21 protein-coding genes are annotated in these 20977 nt (G+C 68.7%); all 21 read left to right on the forward strand.

Annotated elements, in window-relative coordinates; genetic code table 11:
- The 21 genes from mutM (at window position 1) to GBRO_RS10370 (ending at window position 20973) form a co-directional block, all read left to right on the forward strand.
- On the forward strand, window positions 1–888 hold the full coding sequence (gene mutM, locus GBRO_RS10270; RefSeq protein WP_012833883.1) for a bifunctional DNA-formamidopyrimidine glycosylase/DNA-(apurinic or apyrimidinic site) lyase: 888 nt from the start codon (window positions 1–3) through the stop codon (window positions 886–888).
- 109 nt (window positions 889–997) lie between these two features.
- Complete coding sequence (locus GBRO_RS10275; RefSeq protein WP_012833884.1) at window positions 998–1459, forward strand: OsmC family protein; 462 nt, start codon at window positions 998–1000, stop codon at window positions 1457–1459.
- A gap of 42 nt (window positions 1460–1501) precedes the next feature.
- Window positions 1502–1825, forward strand: a complete 324-nt coding sequence (locus GBRO_RS10280; protein ID WP_012833885.1) for an acylphosphatase — start codon at window positions 1502–1504, stop codon at window positions 1823–1825.
- Window positions 1826–1889: 64 nt separating this feature from the next.
- The gene (gene smc / locus GBRO_RS10285) at window positions 1890–5543 is read left to right on the forward strand and encodes a chromosome segregation protein SMC (protein WP_012833886.1); all 3654 of its coding nucleotides are present in this window, start codon (window positions 1890–1892) and stop codon (window positions 5541–5543) included.
- An 87-nt stretch (window positions 5544–5630) separates the two neighbouring features.
- Window positions 5631–7226, forward strand: a complete 1596-nt coding sequence (gene ftsY, locus GBRO_RS10290; RefSeq protein WP_012833887.1) for a signal recognition particle-docking protein FtsY — start codon at window positions 5631–5633, stop codon at window positions 7224–7226.
- Window positions 7227–7461: 235 nt separating this feature from the next.
- Window positions 7462–8814, forward strand: a complete 1353-nt coding sequence (locus tag GBRO_RS10295; RefSeq protein ID WP_012833888.1) for an ammonium transporter — start codon at window positions 7462–7464, stop codon at window positions 8812–8814.
- Window positions 8815–8863: 49 nt separating this feature from the next.
- Window positions 8864–9202, forward strand: coding sequence for a P-II family nitrogen regulator (locus GBRO_RS10300; RefSeq protein WP_004572306.1), 339 nt, complete (start codon window positions 8864–8866; stop codon window positions 9200–9202).
- Between the two features lie 9 nt (window positions 9203–9211).
- The gene (locus tag GBRO_RS10305; protein WP_012833889.1) at window positions 9212–11794 is read left to right on the forward strand and encodes a [protein-PII] uridylyltransferase; all 2583 of its coding nucleotides are present in this window, start codon (window positions 9212–9214) and stop codon (window positions 11792–11794) included.
- 27 nt (window positions 11795–11821) lie between these two features.
- Window positions 11822–13375: a signal recognition particle protein gene (gene ffh / locus GBRO_RS10310; RefSeq protein WP_012833890.1), complete on the forward strand. Its 1554-nt coding sequence runs from the start codon at window positions 11822–11824 to the stop codon at window positions 13373–13375.
- A gap of 18 nt (window positions 13376–13393) precedes the next feature.
- Window positions 13394–14467 (forward strand): amidohydrolase family protein, encoded by a 1074-nt coding sequence (locus GBRO_RS10315; protein ID WP_012833891.1) that lies wholly within the window; start codon window positions 13394–13396, stop codon window positions 14465–14467.
- 326 nt (window positions 14468–14793) lie between these two features.
- Window positions 14794–15264: a 30S ribosomal protein S16 gene (gene rpsP, locus GBRO_RS10320; RefSeq protein WP_012833892.1), complete on the forward strand. Its 471-nt coding sequence runs from the start codon at window positions 14794–14796 to the stop codon at window positions 15262–15264.
- Window positions 15261–15503, forward strand: a complete 243-nt coding sequence (locus GBRO_RS10325) for an RNA-binding protein (protein WP_012833893.1) — start codon at window positions 15261–15263, stop codon at window positions 15501–15503. The genes rpsP and GBRO_RS10325 overlap by 4 nt, the downstream gene beginning before the upstream one ends.
- Before the next feature lie 28 nt (window positions 15504–15531).
- Window positions 15532–16050 (forward strand): ribosome maturation factor RimM, encoded by a 519-nt coding sequence (rimM, locus tag GBRO_RS10330; protein WP_012833894.1) that lies wholly within the window; start codon window positions 15532–15534, stop codon window positions 16048–16050.
- Complete coding sequence (gene trmD, locus GBRO_RS10335; protein WP_012833895.1) at window positions 16050–16745, forward strand: tRNA (guanosine(37)-N1)-methyltransferase TrmD; 696 nt, start codon at window positions 16050–16052, stop codon at window positions 16743–16745. The genes rimM and trmD overlap by 1 nt, the downstream gene beginning before the upstream one ends.
- Before the next feature lie 102 nt (window positions 16746–16847).
- Window positions 16848–17171 carry a YbaB/EbfC family nucleoid-associated protein gene (locus GBRO_RS10340; protein WP_012833896.1) on the forward strand — a complete coding sequence of 108 codons (324 nt, stop codon included), beginning with the start codon at window positions 16848–16850 and terminating at the stop codon, window positions 17169–17171.
- Window positions 17134–17475 (forward strand): hypothetical protein, encoded by a 342-nt coding sequence (locus GBRO_RS10345; RefSeq protein WP_148223276.1) that lies wholly within the window; start codon window positions 17134–17136, stop codon window positions 17473–17475. Before GBRO_RS10340 ends, GBRO_RS10345 begins: the two co-directional genes overlap by 38 nt.
- Window positions 17475–18494 carry a hypothetical protein gene (locus GBRO_RS10350; protein WP_012833898.1) on the forward strand — a complete coding sequence of 340 codons (1020 nt, stop codon included), beginning with the start codon at window positions 17475–17477 and terminating at the stop codon, window positions 18492–18494. Before GBRO_RS10345 ends, GBRO_RS10350 begins: the two co-directional genes overlap by 1 nt.
- A 187-nt stretch (window positions 18495–18681) precedes the next feature.
- Window positions 18682–19023, forward strand: a complete 342-nt coding sequence (gene rplS / locus GBRO_RS10355) for a 50S ribosomal protein L19 (protein WP_012833899.1) — start codon at window positions 18682–18684, stop codon at window positions 19021–19023.
- 18 nt (window positions 19024–19041) lie between these two features.
- Window positions 19042–19971: a signal peptidase I gene (gene lepB / locus GBRO_RS10360; RefSeq protein WP_012833900.1), complete on the forward strand. Its 930-nt coding sequence runs from the start codon at window positions 19042–19044 to the stop codon at window positions 19969–19971.
- A 7-nt stretch (window positions 19972–19978) separates the two neighbouring features.
- Window positions 19979–20665: a ribonuclease HII gene (locus GBRO_RS10365; protein ID WP_012833901.1), complete on the forward strand. Its 687-nt coding sequence runs from the start codon at window positions 19979–19981 to the stop codon at window positions 20663–20665.
- Window positions 20662–20973 (forward strand): DUF2469 domain-containing protein, encoded by a 312-nt coding sequence (locus GBRO_RS10370; protein ID WP_012833902.1) that lies wholly within the window; start codon window positions 20662–20664, stop codon window positions 20971–20973. The genes GBRO_RS10365 and GBRO_RS10370 overlap by 4 nt, the downstream gene beginning before the upstream one ends.
- Window positions 20974–20977 lie beyond the last annotated feature (4 nt).

Consider the following 20977-nt stretch of genomic DNA (forward strand, 5'->3'; position numbering starts at 1 on the left):
ATGCCTGAACTACCCGAGGTGGAGACCGTTCGCCGTGGCCTCGCGGATCACCTCGTCGGCCGGACGATCCGGAAGGTCGAGGTTCTGCACCCGCGCGCGGCTCGCCGGCATGTCGGTGGCGATCTCGACCTCATCGGGCGTCTGCGAAACAAGTCGGTCACCGGAGTGCGCCGCCGCGGCAAGTATCTGTGGCTCGACGTCGCCGATGCCCGCGACCGGGCCGCCGTCGTCGTCCATCTGGGGATGAGCGGACAGATGCTGATCGCGCGAGCCGGTGCCCCCGATCACACGCATCTGCGGATCCGGGCATCCCTCGACGACGGAAACGAACTGCGTTTCGTCGATCAGCGCACCTTCGGCGGCTGGCATGTCGACGACTATGCCGAACCCGAAGATGCTGTGGCACAGTCGAGTTCGCTTCTCCCGACGTCGGTCGCGCACATCGCCCGCGATCCCTTCGACCCCGACTTCGACGCCGAGGCGACGGTCTCACGCATCCGCACCAAACACAGCGAGATCAAGCGGGTACTGCTCGACCAGACGGTGATCTCCGGGGTGGGCAACATCTACGCCGACGAGGCACTCTGGCGGGCACGCCTCTACGGCGGCCGCGTCGCCGACGGCATCAGCCGCCCCAAGCTGCGCGAACTCCTCACCGCGGTGTCCGACGTGATGGGTGAGGCGCTTGCCGTCGGCGGGACGTCGTTCGACGCGCTGTATGTGAACGTGAACGGGCAGTCGGGGTACTTCGAACGGTCGCTGAACGCCTACGGCCGTGCGGGTCAACCGTGCCGTCGATGTGGGCAGATGATGCGCCGCGAATCATTCATGAACCGCAGCTCGTACTTCTGCCCGCGCTGCCAGCGGCGCTCGGTGCGCACCGGCTGAGCCGGGGCGCGGTAAGCGCACCACACCGCCACGGAAGAATGGGCGCATGCCGGGTGTTACCCGAACGCGAGCGAGTGCCTTACAGACCTGTGAAAGGACCCCAGAGACCATGACGACCCAGACCCCGACGCCCGAGACGACCGGCGATGCACAGCAGAAGCCGCACACCGACCTGTGGGTTCAGCGGACCGGCGTCCGTCGGTATACGGGCCGCAGCTCGCGCGGTGCCGAGGTTCTGGTCGGCTCCGAGGACGTCGACGGCGTGTTCACCCCCGGCGAGTTGCTGAAGATCGCATTGGCCGCCTGCACCGGGATGTCGTCGGATCGTCCTCTGGCCCGCCGGCTCGGTGATGATTACGACGCCACCATCCGGGTGTCGGGCGCCGCCGACCGCGACAACGAGGTGTATCCGCGCCTCGACGAGGTCCTCGAGATCGATCTCTCCGAACTGGATCCCGAAGCGGCGCAGCGACTTCTCGTGGTCGTCGAACGCGCCGTCGACGCGGTGTGCACGGTCGGGCGGACCATCAAGGCCGGCGCCGAGGTGGGATTGCGCATCGACACTGAGTGAACACGTCCGGGTGAGCGGTGCCCGCCCACTAATCTGACAACCATGTCCGACGAGCACCGGCACCATTCCGATCACGACGAGCCTGATCCCGAACACCAGGTGCGCCTGATCGCGCACGTCCACGGGCGGGTGCAGGGCGTCGGATTCCGGTGGTGGACCCGCTCACGTGCGCTGGAACTGGGTTTGTCGGGTTACGCCGCCAATCAGCCCGACGGGCGGGTGCTGGTGGTGGCCGAGGGGCCGCGCCGTGAGGTGCAGGCGCTGCTGGATTCGCTGCGCTCGGGACAGACGCCGGGGCGGGTCTCTCTCGTCGTCGAGCGTCTGGACCTTCCGCGTGGCGACCTCACCGGGTTCGCCGAGCGCTGATTCCCGCCCGTTCGTGGCGTGGGGCGACGATCTCGGATCGCGATGGTGAGTACTCTGTACCGTCGTGCACCTCAAGAGCCTGACCCTGAAGGGCTTCAAGTCGTTTGCCTCGGCAACGACCCTGCGCTTCGAGCCGGGTATCACGTGCGTCGTCGGGCCCAACGGCTCCGGAAAATCCAACGTCGTCGACGCTCTGACCTGGGTGATGGGCGAGCAGGGCGCCAAAGCGCTGCGCGGCGGGAAGATGGAAGACGTCATCTTCGCCGGGACCTCGGGCCGTCCGCCGCTGGGGCGCGCCGAGGTGACGCTGACGATCGACAACGCCGACGGCGCGCTGCCCATCGAATACTCCGAGGTCTCCATCACGCGGCGCATGTTCCGCGACGGGGCCGGTGAGTATGAGGTCAACGGCAGCAAATGCCGCCTGATGGATGTGCAGGAACTGCTGTCGGACTCCGGCATCGGCCGTGAGATGCACGTCATCGTGGGGCAGGGGCGACTGTCGGCGATCCTGGAGTCGCGCCCCGAGGATCGTCGCGCGTTCATCGAAGAGGCGGCCGGCGTTCTCAAACACCGCAAACGCAAAGAAAAGGCCGTCCGCAAGCTCGACGCCATGCAGGCCAACCTGGCGCGGCTCACCGACCTGACCGCCGAGCTCCGCCGCCAGCTCAAACCGCTCGGCCGGCAGGCCGAGGTGGCCCGGCGCGCGCAGACGGTGCAGGCCGACCTCCGCGATGCGCGTCTCCGCCTGGCCGCCGACGATCTCGTCACCCGCCGCGCCGAGATGGCCGAGCACAGCGCGGTGGAAGACGAGGTGCGCCGCCGGCAGGACGAGGTCAGCGTCGAGGCCGACCGCATCGCCGCCGAGGTCGCCGAACACGAACAGCATCTGGCCGAGGTCACCCCGGCGGCGTCGGCCGCCAACCAGGCGTGGTTCCGGCTCTCCGCGCTCGCCGAACGTGTCGACGCCACCTGCCGGGTGGCCACCGAACGCAGCCGCTACCTCAGCGAGCCGGCGGCCGAGTCGAGTGGTCCCGACCCCGAGACGCTGGAGCGTCAGGCGACCGAGGCCGCCGAGACCGAGGCCGAACTGGCCGAGGCCGTCGCGGTGGCCGCCGAACAACTCGAGGTGACCCGCGAGCAGCTCGCCGAACGTGAATCGGTGGCGCAGGCCGCCGAGGCCGCGCACATGGCCGCCGTCCGAGCGATCGCCGACCGGCGCGAGGGCCTGGCGCGGCTCGAGGGGCAGGTGGACAACCTCCGTACTCGCGCCGAGTCGGTGGAGGCCGAGGCAGCGCGATTGACCGCGGCGATCGCCGCCGCGACAGAACGCGCCGAAAATGCTCAGTCGCAACAAGATTCGGCAGCCGGGACGCTCGGCGAGCTGGAGGCCGCAGAACGGGCGCTCGACGAACACCACGAACGGTGCGTCACCGCACTGAATCTGTCGAACGAGCGGGTCGCAACCCTCCAGGCGCAGCAGCGGGAGGCCGAGCAGAAGATCGCCTCGCTGACCGCCCGCATCGACGCCCTCGCCGTCGGTCTCGAACGTAATGACGGTGGCGCGTGGCTGATCCAGAACGCTCCCGACGGGATGCTGGGACCGCTCTCGGAACTGCTCGGCGTCGAGGCCGGGTTCGAGACGGCGATCGCCGGCGCACTGGGCCCGGCGGCCGACGCCTTCGCCACCGTCGACGGGGTAGCCGCCCTGCGGGCTCTGCAGGCACTCAAGTCCGGCGACGGCGGCCGCGCCGCGCTGATCTGCGGGGGACTGGCCGGCGCCCCCGGTCCCCGTGACATCACCCTGCCGACCGGCGCGCGGTGGGCGTCGTCGGTGGTGACCTGCCCGGATAGCGTCCGCGGCGCGATCGAGGTCATCCTGGCCGACATCGTGGTCGTCGACGATCCCGCCGTGGGTCTCGATCTCGCCCAGCGGTTCGGCATCACCGCGGTGACCACCGATGGTGACCGTATCGGCCGGGCCACGGTGGTGGGCGGGTCGTCGCACCGGCCGTCGACGCTGGAGGTCCAGTCGGCCATCGACACCGCCACCGACGATCTGGCCGCCACGCGTCGTCGGGCGGAGGAGGTGGCGGCCGCACTCGACGGTGCGCTCACCGAACAACGCCAGCGGCGCGAGTCGGCCGAGGAGGCGCTGGCCGCGCTGCACGAATCCGACGCCAACGTGGGTGGCGCATACGAGACGATGGCCCGACTCGGCCAGGAGATCCGGGCCGCCCGATCGGAGACCGAGCGTCTGACGCGGCAGCGGGAACGGGCCGAGGAGGGACGGACGGAGACCTTCGCGCAACTCGAGGAACTGACCGAACGACTCCGGCTCGCCCAGGACGAGACCGAACCCGTGGCCGGTGAGTCCGGCGTCGACGACACCGATCGTGCGGTTGCCGCCGAGGCGGTCGCCGCCGCACGCAGCGCCGAGATGGAAGCACGGTTGGCGCTGCGCACCGCCGAGGAACGCCTAGCCTCGGTGCGTGGCCGGGCCGACTCGCTACGCCGTGCCGCTCAGCGGGAACGCGACGCGCGCGAGCGTGCCCGCCGCCAGGACCAGGTCCGGCGTCATGCCGCGGCCGTCGCCGCCGCGGTCGCCGAGGCCGGTGCGCAGGTGTCGGCGCGGCTCGCCGGCGCTGTGGCCACCGCCCAGGCCGGCCGGGACGAACTCGAGGAGATCCGCATCGCGCGCAGCGCCACGCTCGAGGAACTCAAGGCGCGCGCCACCGAGCTCACCAATCAGCTCAACGCCTTGCGCGACACCGTGCACCGCGACGAGATGGCGCGCGCCCAGGTGGCGTTGCGGATCGAGCAACTCGAGGAACAGATCCTGGAGTCCTTCGCCGTCGCGCCCGACGACCTGATCGCCGAGTACGGTCCGGATGTACCGATGCCGCCGTCGGCGCTCGAGATACAGGAGTACGAGGACGCCAAGGCGCGCGGAGAGCAGGTGGTGGCACCGGCCCCGATGCCGTTCGACCGCGCGACCCAGGAGGCCCGTGCGAAAAAGGCGCAGAAGGACCTCAACACCCTCGGAAAGGTCAACCCGCTGGCCCTCGAGGAGTTCGCGGCGCTCGAGGAACGCTACAACTTCCTCTCCGCCCAGCTCGAAGACGTCAAGGCCGCCCGCAAGGATCTGCTCGACGTCGTCGACGAGGTCGATGCGCGCATCCTCCAGGTCTTCACCGAGGCCTACGCCGACGTCGAACGCGAGTTCTCGCAGGTCTTCGCGACGCTGTTCCCGGGCGGGGAGGGCCGGCTGATCCTCACCGAACCCGGCGACATGCTCACCACCGGTATCGAGGTGGAGGCGCGACCCCCGGGCAAGAAGGTCAAACGGCTCTCGCTGCTGTCCGGTGGTGAGAAGTCGCTCACCGCGGTCGCGATGCTGGTCGCGATTTTCCGGGCCCGGCCGTCGCCGTTCTACGTCATGGACGAGGTCGAGGCGGCGCTCGACGACACGAACCTGCGCCGCCTGATCAGTCTCTTCGAGCAACTGCGGGAGCGCTCGCAGCTGATCGTCATCACCCATCAGAAGCCCACCATGGAGGTCGCCGACGCGCTGTACGGCGTCAGCATGCGCGGTGACGGCATCACCACCGTCATCTCGCAGCGTCTGCGCGGCGTCGACATGCCGGTGAGTACCGGCGCGGCCGTCCCTGCGACAACCGACCCGGCCGACCCGGCCGCGGGCCGCACCGCGGACTGATCGACCCGTCCGGTCGCATCCCCGTCGGGATGTCGGGTAAGCCGGAGAGAAGTACACGCGCGACTCTCACGAGAACAGGACATAGAAGTGGACACCGGAATCATCATCGGCATCGTCGTCGCGGTGATCGTGCTCGTCGCACTGATCACCCTCGGTCTGATCCTCGCGCGCCGACGCCGGATCTCGCTGAGCGACACCACGACCGAGCAGGTCACCGACGGAACCATCCGGCAGGTCGATCGATCGGGCGGGTACACCGCCGGCTCCGGCTTCAGCTTCAGTCAGGGATCGACCGGCGGCACCGCGCTGGCCGAGCCGCCCGAGCCGGTGCGGCCGCCGGGGGACACCGGGTTCGAGCGCACCGAGGTCGACGGGCAGCCCGGTGTGGGTGACGACGCCGCGGTGCCACGGGACTCCGCGCAGCGCGGCATCCAGGAGGTCGGACTTCCCGACCTCGATACTCCCGCCGGCGTTGCCGACGGTGGTTCGGCGCCGGTCGAGCCGGCCACACCGCAGGTAGCCGAGCCGGAGACCGCTGCACCCGACACTGCGCAACCCGACACTGCGCAACCCGAGGCCGCTCAACCGGAGGCCGCTCAACCGGAGGTCACCGCGCCGACGACCCCCGAGCCGACGACCCCCGAGCCAGCGACCGACACCGCGCCCACCGGCACTGGCACTGCGCCCACGGGGGCCCCGGCCGGCGAGATCACCGTGCCGGACACCGCGGAGTCGGTGACCGCCGCACCCGCGCTCGACGAGATCGAACCCACCGCGGGTCGCCTCGGGCGTCTGCGGGGCCGGCTGTCGCGATCGCAAGGGGCGATCGGCAAGAGCGTGCTCGGTCTGCTCGGGGCGGGCGACCTCGACGAGGACAGCTGGGAGGAGATCGAGGACACCCTCGTGATGGCCGACCTCGGCTCGTCGACGACCGCCGCGGTGGTGGAACGGCTGCGTGAGGAACTGGCCACCAACAACGTGCGAACCGCCGAACAGGCCCGGGCACTGCTCAAACGTGTTCTCGTGGAACAGCTGCGCCCCGAACTCGACCGGTCGGTGAAAGCACTGCCGCATGCCGGCCGGCCCGCCGTCGTGCTGGTTGTCGGGGTCAACGGAACCGGCAAGACCACCACCACCGGCAAACTCGCGCGGGTGCTGGTGGCCGATGGCCGCCGGGTCCTGCTCGGCGCGGCCGACACCTTCCGTGCGGCCGCCGCCGACCAGCTGCAGACCTGGGGTGAGCGCGTGGGCGCCGAAGTCGTGCGCGGCAAGGAGAAGGCCGACCCGGCGGCGGTCGCCTTCGATGCAGTCGACCGGGGCATCGACGCCGGTGTCGACGTTGTGATGATCGACACCGCGGGCCGGCTGCACACCAAGACGGGTTTGATGGACGAACTCGGCAAGGTCAAGCGGGTCGTCGAGAAAAAGGCGCCGGTCGACGAGGTGCTTCTCGTCCTCGACGCGACCGTGGGACAGAACGGACTCATGCAGGCTCGCGTCTTCGCCGAGGTCGTCGACATCACCGGTCTGGTGCTGACCAAACTCGACGGAACCGCCAAGGGCGGCATCGTCTTCCACGTCCAGAAGGAGCTCGGCGTGCCGGTCAAACTGGTCGGTCTCGGCGAAGGTGCCGACGATCTCGCACCGTTCGAACCGGAGGCCTTCGTCGAGGCCCTGCTCTGAGTGCGTGGAGTTCGCGCCAGCCGCAACATCTTTGACGATGGCGAATCGGGTCTCACAATGCTTCGACGAGCCTGAGAGGTCGTCGAACGGCCCACCTGGGGTGTTACCTGCGGGAAATACAAACCGGCCGTTGGTTCACACTCTGGAAACACCGAGGCACCACGGCTGAAACCGAGTGCCGCGAGTCTCTTTGGAGGCGCCGAGCGGTCGGCGCACTCTAGGGAGGTTTCTTACAGTGGTTTCTGCACTGCCAGAGAGTGTCTTCGGAGAACCCGATGCCGGCAACACCGCATGGATGCTTGCCAGTGCCTCGATGGTTCTGCTGATGACACCGGCGCTCGCCTTCTTCTACGGGGGTCTGTCGCGCGGCAAATCTGTCCTGAACATGATGATGATGTCGTTCGGGGCGCTCGCCACCGTGAGCGTTGTCTATGTGTTGTGGGGCTTTTCGATGTCCTTCGGCAACACGGTCACCGGAGACAGTGACATCGGCGGCATCTTCTCCAACCCGTTCGCGCTGTTCGGTTCCGATCAGTTGATGAACACGACCGAGGTGGGTGACGCCACCCACTACGTGCTGTGGACCGGCGTGGACACCAAGCTCCCCGCCATCGTGTTCCTGGGATTCCAGCTGACCTTCGCCGTGATCACCGTGGCCCTCATCTCGGGTGCGGTTGCCGAGCGCGTGAAGTTCTCCACCTGGCTGGTCTTCTCGGTCGTGTGGGCCACCATCGTGTACTTCCCGTTGTCGCACATGGTGTGGGGCGGCGGACTGATGTCGGGAGCCGAGAAGAGCTTCGCGTCGTCGATATTCGGCACCACCACCGAGGACGGAGTCACCAGCGCCAACGTCGCCCCGATCGACTTCGCCGGCGGTACGGTCGTCCACATCAACGCCGGTATGGCCGGTCTGATCCTGGCGATCATCGTCGGCAAGCGTGTCGGCTTCGGTCGCACGGCCTATCGCCCGCACAACATCCCGTTCGTGATGCTCGGCGCGGCACTGCTGTGGTTCGGCTGGTTCGGATTCAACGCGGGTTCCGAACTCGCCGCGGACATGACGGCCGGACTCGTCTGGGTCAACACCACCGCTGCGACCGCCGCCGCGATGATCGGCTGGCTCGCCGTGGAATGGGTGCGCGACAAGCACGCGACCAGCGTCGGTGCGGCCTCGGGTATCGTCGCCGGCCTCGTCGCCATCACCCCGGCCTGCGGTGCGCTCACCCCGGTGGGCTCGTTGATCCTGGGCGTCATCGCCGGTGCGCTGGCCGCGCTCGCGATCGGACTGAAGAACAAGTTCGGCTACGACGATTCGCTCGACGTGGTCGGCGTGCACCTCGTCGCCGGCCTGTGGGGCACCATCGGCATCGGCCTGCTCGCCAAGGACAAGGGGCTGTTCTGGGGCGGCGACTACAAGCAGCTCGTCGTGCAGGTGGTCATCGCGCTCTTCGCCCTGGCCTTCACCGGTATCCTGACCGCCGTCATCGCCCTGGCCCTCAAGCCGCTCGGCTGGCGGGTCGCCGACGACGAGGAGAAGAGTGGCATCGACGAGGCCGAACATGCGGAGACGGCGTATGAACTGGCATGAAGCACCGACCGTTCGCGACTACGCTGAAACCCATGGAGAGGGATAACTCATGAAGCTGATCACCGCAATCGTCAAGCCGTTCACGCTCGAGGATGTCAAAGCGGGACTGGAACAGGCCGGAATCCTGGGCATGACCGTCAGTGAGGTCCAGGGCTACGGTCGCCAGAAGGGCCACACCGAGGTGTACCGCGGGGCCGAGTATTCGGTGGACTTCGTCCCCAAGGTCCGCGTGGAGGTCGTCGTGGACGACGCCGCGGTGGACAAGGTGGTCGACGTCATCGTCGAGGCCGCCCGTACCGGCAAGATCGGTGACGGGAAGGTGTGGGTGTCCCCGGTGGAGTCGGTCGTACGCGTCCGCACCGGTGAGCGCGGCGGCGACGCGCTCTAATCGCGGCCCGTGCCCTTTCTCAACACGACACACGGCCCCGCGTCCGACGATGAGTCAGGCGCGGGGCCGCGTTCGTCAACACCCGACAACCCGGTTGCGGCAACGGATCTCGCGAAGACCCGCCGCCAACTGACCGAGTCGGCGAAGGCCGGCAGGCTCGACTCCGCCGGCCTGCGCCAAGTCCTCGTGGATCTGCACGAGTTCTGGCTGACCAGCAAGGGAGCCGAACTCGGCATCAAGCCCTACAGCGGTTTCGCCATCGTCGCGGTCGGGGGACTCGGCCGCGGGGAACTGCTGCCGCATTCCGACCTCGATCTCATTCTGCTGCACGACGATCTCCCCGCGGCACGGGTGTCGGAAGTGGCCGACGGTCTCTGGTATCCGTTGTGGGACGCCAACATTCCGCTCGATCACAGTGTGCGTACAGTGCCCCAGGCACTACAGGTGGCTGCCGAGGACATCACCGCGGCGCTCGGTCTGCTCGAGGCCCGGCACATCGCCGGCGACGAGGACCTGTCGGCGCTGCTCATCGGCGGCGTACGTCAGCAGTGGCGCAACGACATCCGGGATCGGTTCGCGGGTGTCGTCGAACATGCCCAGGACCGCTGGCGGCGTGCCGGTGACATCGCGCACCGCGCCGAACCCGATCTCAAGAACGGGCGGGGCGGGCTGCGCGACGTGCAACTGCTCGGTGCGCTCGCGATCGCGCAGCTGACCGACGGGATGGCCAGCCTGCGCCCCGACTCGCCCGGTGCCGGACCGCAATTGGCGTACATGCGGTTGTTGGACATCCGTACCGAATTGCATCGAATCGCCGGGCGGGCCCGCGAACAGGTGCAGGCGCAGGACGCCGACGAGATCGGTGCGGCGCTGCGGATCGGTGACCGTTTCGATCTCGCCCGGGTGATCAGCGATTCCGCCCGGACCATCAGCTACTCGATCGACGTGGGGCTGCGCACGGCCGGCAACGCGTTGCCGCGGCGTGGTCTGGCCAAGCTGCGCCGGTCACCCATCCGCCGTCCGCTGGACGAGGGAGTGGTGGAGCACAACGGGGAAATCGTGTTGGCGCGCAGCGCGATTCCGAGCAAAGACCCCGGACTGATCCTGCGTGTCGCGTCGGCGTCGGCCCGCACCGGGTTGCCGATCAGTGCGTCCACGCTCTCGCGGCTCGGCGATTACGCGCCGGAATTGCGCGAGCCGTGGCCGGCGGAGGCGTTGTCGGATCTGCTGGTTCTGCTCAGCTCCGGGCATCACATGGTGGATGCGATCGAGGCGCTCGATCGCACCGGACTGTGGGGGCGGTTGTTGCCGGAATGGGGTGCGGTGCGCGATCTTCCGCCGCGCGACGCCATCCACACGTGGACCGTCGACCGGCACCTGGTGGAGACGGCGGCACATGCGAGCTCCATGACGACCCGGGTGTCGAGACCGGATCTGCTCGTTCTCGGCGCACTGATCCATGATCTCGGCAAGGGACGCGGGGCCGACCACAGCATCGTCGGGGCGGAACTCGCGATCCAGGTGGGCAACCGGGTCGGACTGTGGCCGCAGGATGTCGAGATACTCTCGGTGATGGTGCGTCACCACCTGCTGCTGCCGGCCGTCGCGACACGTCGCGACCTCGACGATCCGGCCACCGCGGAATCGGTGGTCCAGACCCTCGGATACAACCGAGTCCTCCTGGAATTGCTTGCGGCGCTGGCCGAAGCGGATTCGAAGGCGACCGGTCCCGGGGTGTGGGGGGAGTGGAAGGCCTCACTCATCCTGGATCTGGTCCGCCGCTCGATGCGACTCATCGATGCTGGCGAGCTACCCGTTCCCGAGCCGCTGACCGCCGAGCAGATCGCACTCGCCGAGTCCGCGGAATACGCGGTGCGCATGACGCCCGCCGAGGGGCACATGATCGATGTCACGATGGTCGCACCCGATCAGCCGGGCCTGTTGTCGAAGATGGCCGGGGTACTCGCTCTCGGTGGTCTGCGCTCGAACTCGGTCAATGCGCGCAGCCACGGGGCCAAGGCGGTCAACACCTTCGTCGTGATCCCGGTGTTCGGCAGCCCGCCCGAGGCCGGTCTGGTCCGTCAGCAGATGATCGCCGCCGTCGAAGGCAAGATCGATGTGCTGGCACGTCTCGATGCGCGGGAACGGGATTCGCCGATCCCGACCATCGCCACGGTCGCCACCACCCCCGGTGCCGCCGAACCGGTGGTCGAGGCGGGACACCCGCGCAACGCGGTTCCGGCGTTGTTCGCGGTCGCTCCGCCGCGGGCACTGTGGATCGACGGACCCTCCGGGGAGGCATTGCTCGAACTGCGCACCGACGATCGCATCGGCCTGTTGAGCCGGGTGAGCGCGGTTCTGGAGCGGCACGGGGCCGATATCCGCTGGGCCCGGGTCGCCACGCTCGGGTCGACCGTGGTGGACACCTTCGGTCTGCGGCTGTCCGACGAGACCGAATCGGCGCGCGCCGCGCTGGCCGACGCGGTCCTCGCGGTGTGCCCGCCGCCGCAGCCGCGGTCCGACGACGAGGACGGCGACTCGGGCCCGACGAGTTACGGCGGAACCGGGCGATCGGGAGTGCCGATCAGCTGAGAAGCCCGCACATGGGAAGATGGGTGAATGTTCGATTCCCTCTCCGATCGGTTGACCGGTGCGCTCAAGGACCTGCGCGGCAAGGGCCGGCTCTCCGACGCCGACATCGACCGCACCTGCCGGGAGATCCGACTGGCGCTGCTCGAGGCGGATGTCTCGTTGCCGGTGGTGCGCGCCTTCATCGCGCGCATCAAGGACCGCGCCAAGGGCGCGGAGGTGTCCGCGGCGCTGAACCCGGCCCAGCAGGTCGTCAAGATCGTCAACGAGGAGCTCGTCGGCATCCTCGGCGGCGAGACCCGCCGCGTCACCTATGCCAAGACACCGCCGACGGTGATCATGCTGGCCGGCCTGCAGGGTGCCGGTAAGACAACCCTGGCGGGCAAGCTCGGGCACTGGCTGCAGCAGCAGGGGCACACCCCCATGCTGGTGGCCTGTGACCTGCAGCGCCCGGGCGCGGTGTCGCAGCTGCAGATCGTGGGTGAGCGTGCCGGGGTGCCGGTGTTCGCCCCCCACCCCGGGACGAGTGTGGGCGGGGAGGGCGTCCTGGGCGTCAGCTCGGGGGATCCGGTGGCGGTGGCGCAGGGTGGCGTCGACGAGGCCCGCAGGCAGCACTACGACGTGGTCATCATCGACACCGCCGGCCGTCTGGGTATCGACGAGGAACTGATGCGGCAGGCCGCCGACATCCGGGAGGCCACCCGGCCCGACGAGGTCCTCTTCGTCGTCGACGCGATGATCGGTCAGGATGCCGTCACCACGGCGCAGGCCTTCCAGGACGGGGTCGGTTTCACCGGCGTCGTGCTCACCAAACTTGACGGGGACGCCCGCGGCGGTGCCGCGCTGTCGGTGCGTGAGGTCACCGGCCGACCGATCATGTTCGCGTCGTCGGGGGAGAAGCTCGAGGACTTCGACGTCTTCCATCCCGACCGGATGGCCAGCCGCATCCTGGGTATGGGTGACGTCCTCAGCCTCATCGAGCAGGCCGAACAGCACTGGGACACACAGCAGGCCGAGGCCGCGGCCGCCAAGATCACCCAGGGCGACCTGACTCTCGAGGACTTCCTCGAGCAGATGCTGATGATCCGCAAGATGGGGCCCATCGGCAACATCCTCGGCATGCTCCCGGGCGCCGGTCAGATGAAGGACGCGCTCTCCCAGGTCGACGACAAGCAACTCGACCGGGTACAGGCGATCATCCGCGGCATGACCCCCGCCGAACGCGACAACCCGAAGATCATCAACGCCTCCCGCCGGCTCCGCATCGCCAACGGGTCCGGTGTCACCGTCAGCGAGGTCAACCAGCTCGTCGACCGCTTCTTCGAGGCCCGCAAGATGATGGCCCAGATGTCGGGCCGGATGGGCATGGGCGCGGTTGGCCGCAAATCCAACCGCAAGAAGGGCAAGGGCAAGAAGGGCAAGGCCAAGGGACGCGGGCCCACGCCGCCGAAGATGCGTGGCGGGCTGCCCGGGATGCCCGCCGGGTTCCCGGACCTGTCGAACATGCCCCCGGGTCTCGACCAGCTCCCACCCGGTCTCGAGGGCATCGACATCTCGCAGTTCCAGCAGCCCAAGAAGAAGTGAGCCAGTAGCGTCACCCTCATGGCGGCAGAGCACTACCGCGGGCGCAATCCGTTCGACGGGGAACCGGTCGAGTTCTGGGTCGTGGGCGACACCATCAGCCACGAACGGGTGCCGGCGGCTGTCACCGTCACCGACGACGGCTGGATCGTGCCCGGACTCGTGGACGCCCACAATCATGTCGGCATCGCGCCCGGCCTCGGCGTCACCATCGAGCAGGCCAGGCAATTCGCCTACGCCGACGCACGCGCCGGCACCCTGCTGATCCGTGAGGTCGGGTCGCCGGTGGACACCCATCCGCTCGACGACGACCCGTCGTGCCCGCGCTTCATCCGCGCCGGCATGCACATCGCGCGCCCCAAACGCTATCTGCGTGACTACGGCATCGACCTCGACGACCCCGACGATCTGCCCGCCGAGGTGGCCCGGCAGGCACGGGCCGGGGACGGCTGGGTCAAGCTCGTCGGCGACTGGATCGATCGCGACGCCGGTGACCTCGCACCGTTGTGGACCCGCGACCAGCTCGCCGCGGCGGTATCGGTGGCCCACGAGCACGGCGCCCGGATCACCGCGCACGTCTTCGGTACCGATGCCCTGGTCGACCTCATCGATGTCGGCGTGGACTGCATCGAGCACGGCACCGGACTGACCGGCGATCTCATCGACCGGATGGTGGAGCGATCCATCGCGCTCGTGCCCACCCTGATCCAGGTGGACAACTTCCCGGAGATCGCCGACGGCGCCGACCGGTTCCCTGCCTACGCGCGGCACATGCGCGCACTGCACGCCGGAGCCGCCGACGTTTTCGCCGCCGCGCGGGAGGCCGGGGTGACCATGTTCGCCGGAACCGATGCCGGCGGGTTCGTCGAGCACGGCCGCATCGTCGACGAGATCGAGCGCCTCGCGCAGGTCGGGCTGGGGCCGGCCGGTGCGCTCGAGGCGGCCACCACGGGTCCGCGCGACTGGCTGGGGGCAGGCCGGCTCGACGACGGTGATCGCGCCGATTTCCTTGTGCTGGAAGACAATCCGGTTGACAAACTGGCGACGCTGCGGGCACCGCGGCACGTCGCGTGCTCCGGGCGGCACCTCATCTGACACGGGCACCGCCCGCTGTGACCGATTCCACTCCTGACGCCCTGGCGGTACTAGGTTACCGGACGGTAATGTAGCACCGGCGTTGCGCGCCGACCGGGGCGTGGGCCTGTGGTCACCTTTCGCGGGGTGGGTGACCGCACGCCCGCGATTTCTCTCCCGCGGTTCACGATTTCTTTCGCGTGGGCCCGGTCTGGCACAATTGCTTGCTGGTTCGTCGGATCCGGTCACGCACCGCCCGACGGTCACACCCACCACAGATCGCAAAACCGGGTCCGTCACACCGGGCGGGCCGCTGAATTGCGCAGTGACCACTGGAAAGAGAAGTCATGGCTGTCAAGATCAAGCTCACGCGGCTCGGCAAGATCCGCAATCCGCAGTACCGCATCGTCGTCGCCGATTCTCGGACCCGCCGCAACGGCCGGGTGATCGAGACCATCGGCAAGTACCACCCGAAGGAAGAGCCGAGCCTGATCGAGGTCGACTCCGAGCGCGCCCAGTACTGGCTCGGCGTCGGTGCGCAGCCGACCGAGCCGGTGGCCGCGATCCTCAAGGTGACCGGTGACTGGCAGAAGTTCAAGGGCCTGCCGGGCGCCGAGGGCACCCTGAAGACCAAGGAAGCCAAGCCGTCCAAGCTGGACCTGTTCAACGCTGCTCTGGCCGCCGCCGACAGCGAGCCGGTCGCCGAGGCGACCACGCCCAAGAAGAAGGCCGCCGCCAAGAAGGACGACGCCCCGGCCGCCGAGGCCACCGCTGACGAGACCCCGGCCGAGAAGCCCGCTGCCGAGGCCGACGCGTGAGTGCCGTCGTCGCCGATGCCGTCGAGCATCTGGTGCGTGGGATCGTCGCCAATCCGGACGATGTCCGGGTCGACCTGGTGACCGGGCGCCGTGGGCGCCTCGTCGAGGTGCACGTCAACCCAGAGGATCTCGGCAAGGTGATCGGCCGCAACGGTCGCACCGCCACGGCGCTGCGCACCCTGGTCGCCGGTATCGGCGGCAAGGGGATGCGGGTCGACATCGTCGACACCGATCGCTGATCTGCTGCGGGACAAGACAAGAGCAACGATGGACCTCGTCGTCGGACGTGTCGCCAAGTCGCACGGCGTTCGCGGCGAGGTCGTCGTCGACATCCGCACCGATGATCCGGAAACCCGGTTCGCCGTCGGGACCGTCCTGCGCGGACGGATGCCCAAGGGTGCCGGTGACCGCGAGTTCACCGTGACAGCCGCCCGGCACCACGCCGGACGGCTGTTGCTGTCGCTGGCCGAGGTGACCGATCGTGGGGCGGCAGACGGTCTCCGAGGGGTGCTGTTCCTCATCGACAGCAGCGAGGCGCAGCCCTCCGACGACCCCGACGAGTTCTACGATCACGAACTCGAGGGCGTCCCGGTCAGTACCGTCGACGGCGTGTCGGTCGGCGTGGTGGAGTCCGTCCTGCATCTGCCCGGCGGCGAACTGCTCAGTGTGCGAACCGAGGACAGGCGCGAGGTGCTGGTGCCGTTCGTGCGGCAGATCGTGCCGACGGTGACCCGCGAACAGATCGTCATCGACCCACCCGACGGCCTGCTCGACGAGGCGCAGTAGTGCGCATCGACGTCGTCTCGATCTTTCCCGAGTATCTCGACCCGTTGCGATATGCGTTGCTGGGCAAGGCGATCGAGGCCGGGCGCATCGAGGTCGACGTGCACGACCTACGGGCCTGGACCCACGACGTGCACCGCAGTGTGGACGATGCGCCGTACGGCGGCGGGCCCGGCATGGTGATGAAACCCGGGGTGTGGGGACCGTGTCTGGACGACGTCTGCCCCGACGACGCCCTGCTGGTGGTCCCCACCCCGGCGGGTGTGCCCTTCACCCAGGCCACCGCGCAGCGCTGGAGCACCGAACCACACGTCGTCTTCGCCTGCGGACGCTATGAGGGCATCGATCAGCGCGTCTTCGACGACGCCGCCCGGCGGGTGCGGGTCGAGGAGGTGTCCCTCGGTGACTTCGTGCTGATCGGCGGCGAGGTCGCCGCGATGGCCATGATCGAGGCCACCGTCCGGTTGATCCCCGGGGTGCTGGGCAATCCCCGCTCCCATCAAGAGGATTCGTTCTCCGACGGCCTCCTCGAAGGACCCAGCTACACACGGCCGGAGACGTGGCGGGGACTGCCGGTGCCGCCGGTGCTGCTCAGCGGCGATCACGCGCGTGTCGCCCGGTGGCGTCACGAGCAGGCCGTCGAACGAACGCGACTTCGGCGCCCGGACCTGCTGCCCGACGATGTGAACGAGTCCTGACCGTCGGCGCTTTGCGCGGTTAGTATTCCCTCGGACACCACGGGGATGTCCGGATCGTGAAGCACCAGGGGGCCGATCATCGACAGCGACAGGTACTCGACGATGCTCGCCGAACTCGACCGGCAGCGCACCGAACTCGACCGCGCCGCCACCGCGCTGAGCACGCTGACCTCTCGGGCGCTGAGCACGGACCGGCTGGTGTCCGTCACCGTCAACGCCCGCGGCCTGCTGGTGGATGTGACCATCGAACCGCTTGCGCTGCGCCGCTATCGGGCCGACCAGCTCGCGGCCCTGCTCACCGGATTGTCCGGTCAGGCCGACGAGGCGCTGCGCAGGCAACGCGAATCGATCCTGCGAGCCGCGGCCGACCCCGAACCGACGTTGGCCGATGTTCGGGACGGATCCGGGCGCGGTGATGATGTCTGACCATCTTGCCCTCGATCCGGCGGACCTGACCGGTCTCGCCCGGCGGCTGACCGGCGCGCGCGAGGACCTGGCCGCTGCCCACACCGAGGTGACCGCGGTCCTCGCCGACGTGGCGGCGTCGCTGGGGAGTGGTCCGGCGGCCGGGGTGTTCCGGACCGGTCTGGATCGCGCGCAGGACTCGGTGCTGGGTTCACTGGCCGGCCTCACCGATCGCGTCGGCGCCCATGCGACAGCGGTTGCGTCCGGTGCGCAGCAGGTCGCCGACACCGACGCCGACCTCGGCGGCGAGATCGTGGGGACCTGATGACGGCCTCGGAGGCCACCCGGGCCGCGGTGTCGGACTGGGATGCGGCCGCATATGCCGAACACCTGGTCCCCGGATCGTGGCCCACCGCCGACGTGGATGGGCTGCGTGCCGGGGCCGGGCGTTTTCGGGACCTGGCGCGACGGGTGCGCGGCATCGGCAACGATATCGACGCCGGGCGTCGTGGCATCGCCGGCGGACGCGGCATCTTCGCCGAAGAACTCGACGCCGTACTGCGCCGGCTGAACGATCACGAACCCGGGTCGGGCGGTGCCGGAGATGTCGCCGGGCGGTTGGACACCGTGGCGCGCATGCTCGAGCGCTACGCCGACACCGTGGTGCAGGCGCGTCAGGAGATGACGTTGATCGCCGCCATCACCGACCGGGATTCCCGGCGCGCCGAGGTGCTTGCGCTGCTCGGTGACGAGTCGGCGCGGGTCGTGGCCGCCAGTGCCGGACGGCTGGCGCTGACCGCGGCCGGTGATGACTTCACCGACCGTTCCGAGGACGCGGCGCGCCACGACACACCGCCGGCCGCGACGAGCGGGATGATGCCGTTCGCGCCGATGGGTGCGTTGGGTGCAGGGGCGCTGGCCGGTGCGGCGGGCGTCGGCGCGGTCCGGTCCGGTCCAGGCGGCCCGGCTGTGGTGGACACCGAGGACCTCGTCTGGCTGCGACGCCGGGCCGATCAGGTCGCGTCGTCGGTCGGCCCGGAACTCGGTGGCTGGTTGCGGACCGCGGTGGGCCTCGGGCGCTCAGATCGTGGCCGTCGGGTGGTGGTCGTCGCCACCAGCGATCCACAGCCCTACCAGCGGCGCGGCATGTCGCTCGGCGACGACGAGGCGCTCGCCGGGGACGGTCGCGCACCCGAATTGGCCATCCTCGATCATATGGCTGCGACCGGCACCACACCGTGTGCGGTGGCCTCGGCTGCCCCGATGGCCCCGGCCACGCTCGCAGTGTTGAGGGCTGCCGAGGTGGAGGTGCTCGCGCCGGGCGCCGATACCCGCGGGCCGTGATCTCCGCGGGCGTACGACGATTTCGTCGGGCCGGGGTTGGTCTGGCACAATAGTCGGGTTGCCTGGCCACGACACCGCACAGCGGAGTCTGCCGGGTACGCACCGACTCGGAGCACGAACCGGTTGAACGCCCACAGGCCGCCAGGTTCCTCTACTCAACGTTCACGCCAGAACAGGACCACTACCGATGAACACCCTCGACTTCCTCGACAAGCAGTCGCTCCGCGACGACATTCCCGCCTTCGGCCCCGGCGACACCCTCGACGTGCACGTCAAGGTCATCGAGGGCAGCAAGGAGCGCGTCCAGGTGTTCAAGGGCGTCGTCATCCGCCGCCAGGGTGGTGGCGTGCGCGAGACCTTCACCGTCCGCAAGGTGTCCTTCGGCGTCGGCGTTGAGCGCACCTTCCCGGTGCACAGCCCCAACATCGCCAAGATCGAGGTCCTCACCCGCGGTGACGTCCGTCGCGCCAAGCTGTACTACCTGCGCGACCTGCGCGGCAAGGCAGCCAAGATCAAGGAAAAGCGCTGACGCGTCTACCCTGACGACGTGGCCGACACGCATCGCGAAGACCCGCACCCGGACGACCCGAACGGCGTCGATCCCCAGCCGCTCGACACCGATCCGCCGGCGAGCCGGCACGAGCGCGCGACGACGGCCTCCGGGCCTGACACCCCCGCACCCGACGATCCCGAGGACGACTCGGAGCGCCCGTGGCGGCTGAAGTCCGACCCCGACGAGAAAAAGAAGAAGTCGGGTAAGTCGGGATCGTTCCTGCGCGAACTCGTGATCATCATCGGGTGCGTGCTGCTGTTGACCTGGCTGCTGCAGACCTTCGTCGGCCGGCAGTACGTCATCCCGTCGGAATCGATGGAGGAGACGCTCATCGGCTGCGAGGGATGCAGCGGCAACGACCGGATCGTCATCGACAAGATGGTCTACCGGTTCGGCGATCCGCAACCCGGCGATGTGGTGGTGTTCAAGGCGCCGACCGAGTCGTGGTCGGGCGGTTGGATCTCCCCGCGATCGACCAACCCGGTGATGAAGAAGACCCAGGATGTGCTGTCGTGGTTCGGGTTTGCCCCGCCGGATGAGAACAACCTGGTGAAGCGGGTCATCGCGGTCGGCGGGCAGACCGTCGAATGCCGCAACGCCGACGGTGTCGGCGTCAAGGTCAACGGCAAGGTGCTGCACGAGCCCTACATCGATCAGGCTCTCCAGCAACAGAATCCGGGGATTCTCGGACCGAACGGCAAACCGGTGCCCTGCTACGGCGAGGACTTCGGCCCGTTACGTGTTCCCGACGGGAACGTCTGGGTGATGGGTGACAATCGCGGCAACTCGGCGGACTCCCGCTTCCATATGGAGGATCGCTACCACGGCACGGTGCCGATCGGCGACATCCGCGGCAAGGTGCGGTTCATCATCTATCCCTTCTCCCGGATGGGCGGTGTCGGCTCGGACAACCCGCAGCAGTGAGCCGACGATGACCCGCTGGCCGCCACGCGCCCCGATCCGCCGGGCCGCATCGCTGCGCACCTTCGAGTTCGCGCTTCACCGCAACGGTCTGGGGCCGGTAGCCGGTGTCGACGAGGCCGGCCGCGGGGCCTGTGCGGGCCCGCTGGTGGTGGCGGCATGTGTCCTCAAACCGACCCAGCTGACCTCGCTGGCCGATCTCGATGACTCCAAACGACTCACCGAGCGGACACGTGAAACCCTGTATCGCGCGGTCACCCGCTATGCGCACAGCTGGAGCGCGGTGATCATCGACGCCGCCGAGATCGACCGGATCGGCATCCACGTAGCCAACATCGAAGGCATGCGCCGGGCGGTTGCCGCCCTCGACGTGACACCGGGTTATGTGCTCTCCGACGGCTTCAAGGTGCCCGGTCTGACCGCACCGTCGTTGCCGGTGATCGGTGGCGACGGTGCCGCCGCGTGCATCGCGGCGGCGAGCATCATCGCCAAGGTCACCCGGGATCGCATCATGGTGGCGATGGACGACGAACACCCGGGATACGACTTCGCCGTGCACAAGGGATACAGCACGGCGCACCACATGTCGCGCATCGATACCGCGGGACCGTCGCCGCAACATCGCATGTCGTACCGTAATGTCGCGGCCCGCGTGCTCGTGGGTCCGGCGTCCGACGAGGATAGGCTGACAGGATGAGTGCTGAGGATCTCGAGAAGTACGAAACCGAGATGGAACTCTCTCTGTACCGCGAGTACAAGGACATCGTCGGGCAGTTCACCTACGTCGTCGAGACCGAGCGGCGCTTCTACCTCGCGAACTCGGTGGACATGGTTCCCCGCAACACCGACGGTGAGGTCTACTTCGAGTTGCGCATGAGCGACGCCTGGGTGTGGGACATGTACCGACCGGCGCGATTCGTCAAGCAGGTGCGGGTGATCACCTTCAAGGACGTCAACATCGAGGAACTCGAAAAGCCTGAACTCCGGTTGCCCGACGAGCCGTGATCGC

Source organism: Gordonia bronchialis DSM 43247 (assembly GCF_000024785.1).
GTDB classification, from domain to species: domain Bacteria; phylum Actinomycetota; class Actinomycetes; order Mycobacteriales; family Mycobacteriaceae; genus Gordonia; species Gordonia bronchialis.

Bases quoted from the DNA above. Each gene is read 5' to 3' on its own strand.
- ffh (WP_012833890.1), top strand. From the start codon at position 11,822: ATGTTCGATTCCCTCTCCGATCGGTTGACCGGTGCGCTCAAGGACCTG.
- rplS (WP_012833899.1), top strand. From the start codon at position 18,682: ATGAACACCCTCGACTTCCTCGACAAGCAGTCGCTCCGCGACGACATT.
- GBRO_RS10350 (WP_012833898.1), top strand. From the start codon at position 17,475: ATGACGGCCTCGGAGGCCACCCGGGCCGCGGTGTCGGACTGGGATGCG.
- GBRO_RS10300 (WP_004572306.1), top strand. From the start codon at position 8,864: ATGAAGCTGATCACCGCAATCGTCAAGCCGTTCACGCTCGAGGATGTC.
- GBRO_RS10365 (WP_012833901.1), top strand. From the start codon at position 19,979: ATGACCCGCTGGCCGCCACGCGCCCCGATCCGCCGGGCCGCATCGCTG.
- GBRO_RS10275 (WP_012833884.1), top strand. From the start codon at position 998: ATGACGACCCAGACCCCGACGCCCGAGACGACCGGCGATGCACAGCAG.
- mutM (WP_012833883.1), top strand. From the start codon at position 1: ATGCCTGAACTACCCGAGGTGGAGACCGTTCGCCGTGGCCTCGCGGAT.
- GBRO_RS10345 (WP_148223276.1), top strand. From the start codon at position 17,134: ATGTTCGGGACGGATCCGGGCGCGGTGATGATGTCTGACCATCTTGCC.
- rimM (WP_012833894.1), top strand. From the start codon at position 15,532: ATGGACCTCGTCGTCGGACGTGTCGCCAAGTCGCACGGCGTTCGCGGC.
- GBRO_RS10370 (WP_012833902.1), top strand. From the start codon at position 20,662: ATGAGTGCTGAGGATCTCGAGAAGTACGAAACCGAGATGGAACTCTCT.
- GBRO_RS10340 (WP_012833896.1), top strand. From the start codon at position 16,848: ATGCTCGCCGAACTCGACCGGCAGCGCACCGAACTCGACCGCGCCGCC.
- rpsP (WP_012833892.1), top strand. From the start codon at position 14,794: ATGGCTGTCAAGATCAAGCTCACGCGGCTCGGCAAGATCCGCAATCCG.
- GBRO_RS10315 (WP_012833891.1), top strand. From the start codon at position 13,394: ATGGCGGCAGAGCACTACCGCGGGCGCAATCCGTTCGACGGGGAACCG.
- GBRO_RS10280 (WP_012833885.1), top strand. From the start codon at position 1,502: ATGTCCGACGAGCACCGGCACCATTCCGATCACGACGAGCCTGATCCC.